5 protein-coding genes are annotated in these 3,814 nt (G+C 26.0%); 2 read left to right on the top strand and 3 right to left on the bottom strand.

Annotated elements, in window-relative coordinates:
• On the bottom strand, positions 1-1,454 hold a 1,454-nt coding region (locus EHU54_RS04790; RefSeq protein ID WP_400249221.1), incomplete at its 3' end, for a lipoprotein.
• Positions 1,455-1,740: 286 nt separating this feature from the next.
• Positions 1,741-2,292 (bottom strand): DJ-1 family glyoxalase III, encoded by a 552-nt coding sequence (locus tag EHU54_RS04795; RefSeq protein ID WP_400249222.1) that lies wholly within the window; start codon positions 2,290-2,292, stop codon positions 1,741-1,743.
• A 78-nt stretch (positions 2,293-2,370) separates the two neighbouring features.
• Here EHU54_RS04795 and EHU54_RS04800 point away from each other — a divergent pair, with 78 nt between their 5' ends.
• Positions 2,371-2,793: a hypothetical protein gene (locus EHU54_RS04800; RefSeq protein ID WP_400249223.1), complete on the top strand. Its 423-nt coding sequence runs from the start codon at positions 2,371-2,373 to the stop codon at positions 2,791-2,793.
• A gap of 66 nt (positions 2,794-2,859) precedes the next feature.
• Positions 2,860-3,300, top strand: coding sequence for a hypothetical protein (locus EHU54_RS04805; protein ID WP_400249224.1), 441 nt, complete (start codon positions 2,860-2,862; stop codon positions 3,298-3,300).
• Between the two features lie 54 nt (positions 3,301-3,354).
• Here EHU54_RS04805 and hpf read toward each other — a convergent pair whose 3' ends face one another.
• A complete protein-coding gene (gene hpf, locus EHU54_RS04810; RefSeq protein ID WP_400249225.1) occupies positions 3,355-3,732 on the bottom strand; it encodes a ribosome hibernation-promoting factor, HPF/YfiA family in 378 nt (125 codons plus the stop codon).
• Between the last annotated feature and the right edge of the window lie 82 nt (positions 3,733-3,814).

Genomic DNA, 3,814 nt, shown 5'->3' on the forward strand with positions numbered 1-3,814 from the left:
GCATTTAAAATTTGTGTTAAGTTAGGAGTATTATTTTCATCAATAATTGCCCTAAAATTTTCTCACTTACCGTCTTGCCCAGGAGTTTTAAATTGTAATTTAACTGTTCCGGCACTCATTGTAACATCATTACTTTTTAACTCAGTATTACTTATTCCAAAATCACGTAAAATATTAGAACCAGCATAATTCATTAATTGTGGACCTAAGAAAAACTCAATTTTAGGAAGAAAACTAGTGACAATTGTATTAATTTCTTGTCATGTCTTTGGCTGAACAAGATTTGTGTTAACAGCATCAATTCTTTTGTCACCTTTTGCAGCAAAAATATCTAAAATACTTCTAATTAATAAAGTTGGTTTTAAACTAAGTAACTTTACTTTATTTTGGTTAATTTCACCACCGAAAAATGATAATCGATATTTACTATCCGTTTCTTTGTAATCACTTCGATAACCAGTTAAAGTATGAAATATTAAACTGTCTAAATTTGTATTAGTATTTTGATAAAAATACCCTGTTTTACCAAAAGCAACTTTAATATTTTCTTTTAAATTGGTATTAACTGGTGAGAATAAATATTGGATTAATGGCAGAACTGTATTATGTGTTGATTCAATTTTTTCTTTTCCTTCTCTAACAAATCATTGTAATAAAGCAATTAAATCAGATGCCATATTATGTAAAAGGTCTTTAACTGTTCCTTTTCCAACAAGAATTTGATTAAAAGAAATATTTTTATTAAGATAACCACTAATATCAAATTGTAAAGTCTTAAGATTTTCAGCAATAATATTTAATAGTGTGTCAAATTTTTCAAGAAAATCTGGTTCATTAATTTTAGTTAAATCAATCTCCATAATTTCTTTCTCTGGTAAAGGCAATAAGCCAATAAAAGTATATAAATCAGCAAAAGTTATATTTACTCCTTTTACTAATGGCGGCAATGGTAAATTAATATTTTTTAATTTACTACTCATATTGTCAATTTTATTGACAGTATTTTTTAAAAGAATTAACTCATTTGTAACTCATTGAATTTTAACATTGAATTCTTCTTTATCTTTTTTTAAAATATTAACACTAGCAGTTCCATTAACAACATCTAAACCTTTTTTAGAGTCTTGTTGTTGTAAAATAGTTGACATATTAGCTTGTGCTATTTTTTCATCTGAATGATTATTATCAATAATCTTTGGTTGCACAAATGTTGCATCATTTTTAACAGCTAATTTATAACTGCCTAAATTAAGACGACTACTTAACATTGTTGCGAACTCCTCACTTGTTGCATTTGATGATGAAGCAAAAAAAGGTGTTTCAACATATTGTGACAATTCGCGCTTAAGATTTTCAAGATTTGCATCTTCTTTTTTACTAGTACATGCTGTCATTAAAGCAGCATTTGACCCTACTAATGAAATAGCTCCTAAAAAGGCTAGTAACTTTTTCATTTTCTTTCCTCCTTATTGTAGTTCAGTTTTAAATAAAACAAAATATAAACTAATATTTATTTAAATTATAATTAAAAAACCGTATTGTTATTTAAATATAACAAAGTAACATATCTACCTCAACTAAAATTTTAAACTCTTTTTTATCTGAACAAAGGATTAAGAAAATTTATCAGAATGACTTTTAAGAGTTGCTAAAAAATTTATACAAAATTAATATGCTCATTTGAGGTATATTAATATTACTCTTTTACAATTTATTATGCAAACATTTAATATAAATAAATTAATCACGAATTACTAATTCATTTTGAAGTTTCATTACTTTTTCTGCTCCTAAAACTCGATCAGCAATTGCTAAAGCAAAATTCATTGTTGAACCAACTGAAGCCCCAGTAATAATATGACCATCAGTAATAGCAGCCATTTCATCATTATAAATTGCCTTTTCCATTCCTTCGATACATCCCGGATAACTAGTGGCTTCTTTATTGTCTAAAATTCCTAAATGTCCTAAAATTTGGGGTGCTGCACAAACTGCAGCAATTGTTTTTTGATTATTATTAGCTTTTAATAACCAATCTTTTAACATCTCATTTTTTGCAATATTATCAACACCAATGCGACCACCTGGTAAAATGAAACCATCATAATCTTCATATTTAATATCTTCAATTAATTTATCAGCCTTAATCGTAACATCATGGGATGAAACAACTTCTAATGCTTTAGTAATACTAATTAATTCTAGCTTAATGCCTCCTCGTCGTAACACATCAGTTGTAATAATTGCTTCGCCTTCTTCAAAACCTGTTGCTAAAAACAATGCAAATTTCATAAATAACACCTCTTTTCTCTTGGTAATTATAATATAATTTTATATAATTGTTAAGAAAAAAGGAAAAAGGTGTTATGCATGGGATTTTTCTCAAAAGTAGTTTATAAATTTCATCGGACAAAACATAAACGAAATAAAAAATATTATTTATTAAAAAATCGTAAAGCATTAACTGTTAATAGTATTATTCCACAAGACATTAATATTCATGTGATTAAAACTTTTCGGGAAAAATTCACGAGTTTAATTCAACCAAATGACATCACAATGAAATATGGATATTTATTACGGAAAGTACGTGGTTTTAATAGTTTTGGAATTTTTTATCAACTTGATGTTATTTTTTGCAATAAAAATTTTGAAGTTATTCAAACAATTCAAAATTTTGGACCACAAAAAATGAGTCATTATTTTCCACAATGTTATTTTGTCTATTGTCTTGCTCATGGAATGATTAATTTTTTAAATATTAAACCAAACGATATTTTACGAATTATTTAATTTATCATTAATATTTTTAAAACTAAGTTATAATATAAATAATGTTATGGTTAAGGAGGAAAAACAATGGCAAAAATGAAATATGCAACAATTAAAATTAATGTAACATTCCAAAAAGTAATGATTTGAATTTCTGGGTTATGATTATTTATCTTAGCAATCTTAAATTCTTTTCCAAACGTTAATGTTAACACAAAACTTTTTGTTCACAATAATACTGGTGATAATGGTGCAATTATTTTGATTACAGCTTTCTTATTTATCTGTGTTGCAACCTTTATTCGTCATAAAATTGCTAAATTAGTTGCCGGAATTATTTTTATTACTATTGCAATTATTGGAATGATTGGTGCAATTATTACTTCAACAAAAGAAGTTTCAACATGAGTAATTGTTGTTGGTGAATTAATTGCTCTAATTGGTGCTTTAATATGATTATTAGAAGGAATTGGAGCAATTCGTGTTAATAAAACAAACACAGCAAGTACACTAAGTAATAACAAGTAATTATTGTAAAAAATGTTTAACTAAATTTAGTTAAACATTTTTTATTTATGAACATTATTCAAGATCAAGTTCTTCCTCTTCTGCAGCAATCACTTCACTATAAAATTTTCCTAATGATTGATTTTTATTATGACGGTCTTCTTGTTTGCCTTTAATTTTTCGTAATTGTTCTTCAACTTTATATAAACTTTGATCAACTGCCTTATAAAAATCACTATTGCGAACTTCTGCTTTTAAAAAATTATTTCGCCCTCTAATATCAATTGCAGTATGAATTACAATATTGTTTTCTTTCGTAAATTCAATGTCAACATGAACAAGATCATTTTCATTAACTTGTTGATATTTTAATAACTTATTAAAAGTATCAACTAAATGTTGGTTCATTGCATCGGTAATAATAATATTTTTACTACGAATTTTGTATTCCATAAATATTCGCCTCACTTCTATATCATCATTATAACAAAACAAAAGATAATTTTATGTTAAAACAAAAAAAGAAAAAAGGTAA

It is taken from the genome of Spiroplasma sp. ald (assembly GCF_044714355.1).
In the GTDB taxonomy this organism is placed as follows: Bacteria; Bacillota_I; Bacilli_A; order Mycoplasmatales; family Mycoplasmataceae; genus Spiroplasma; species Spiroplasma phoeniceum.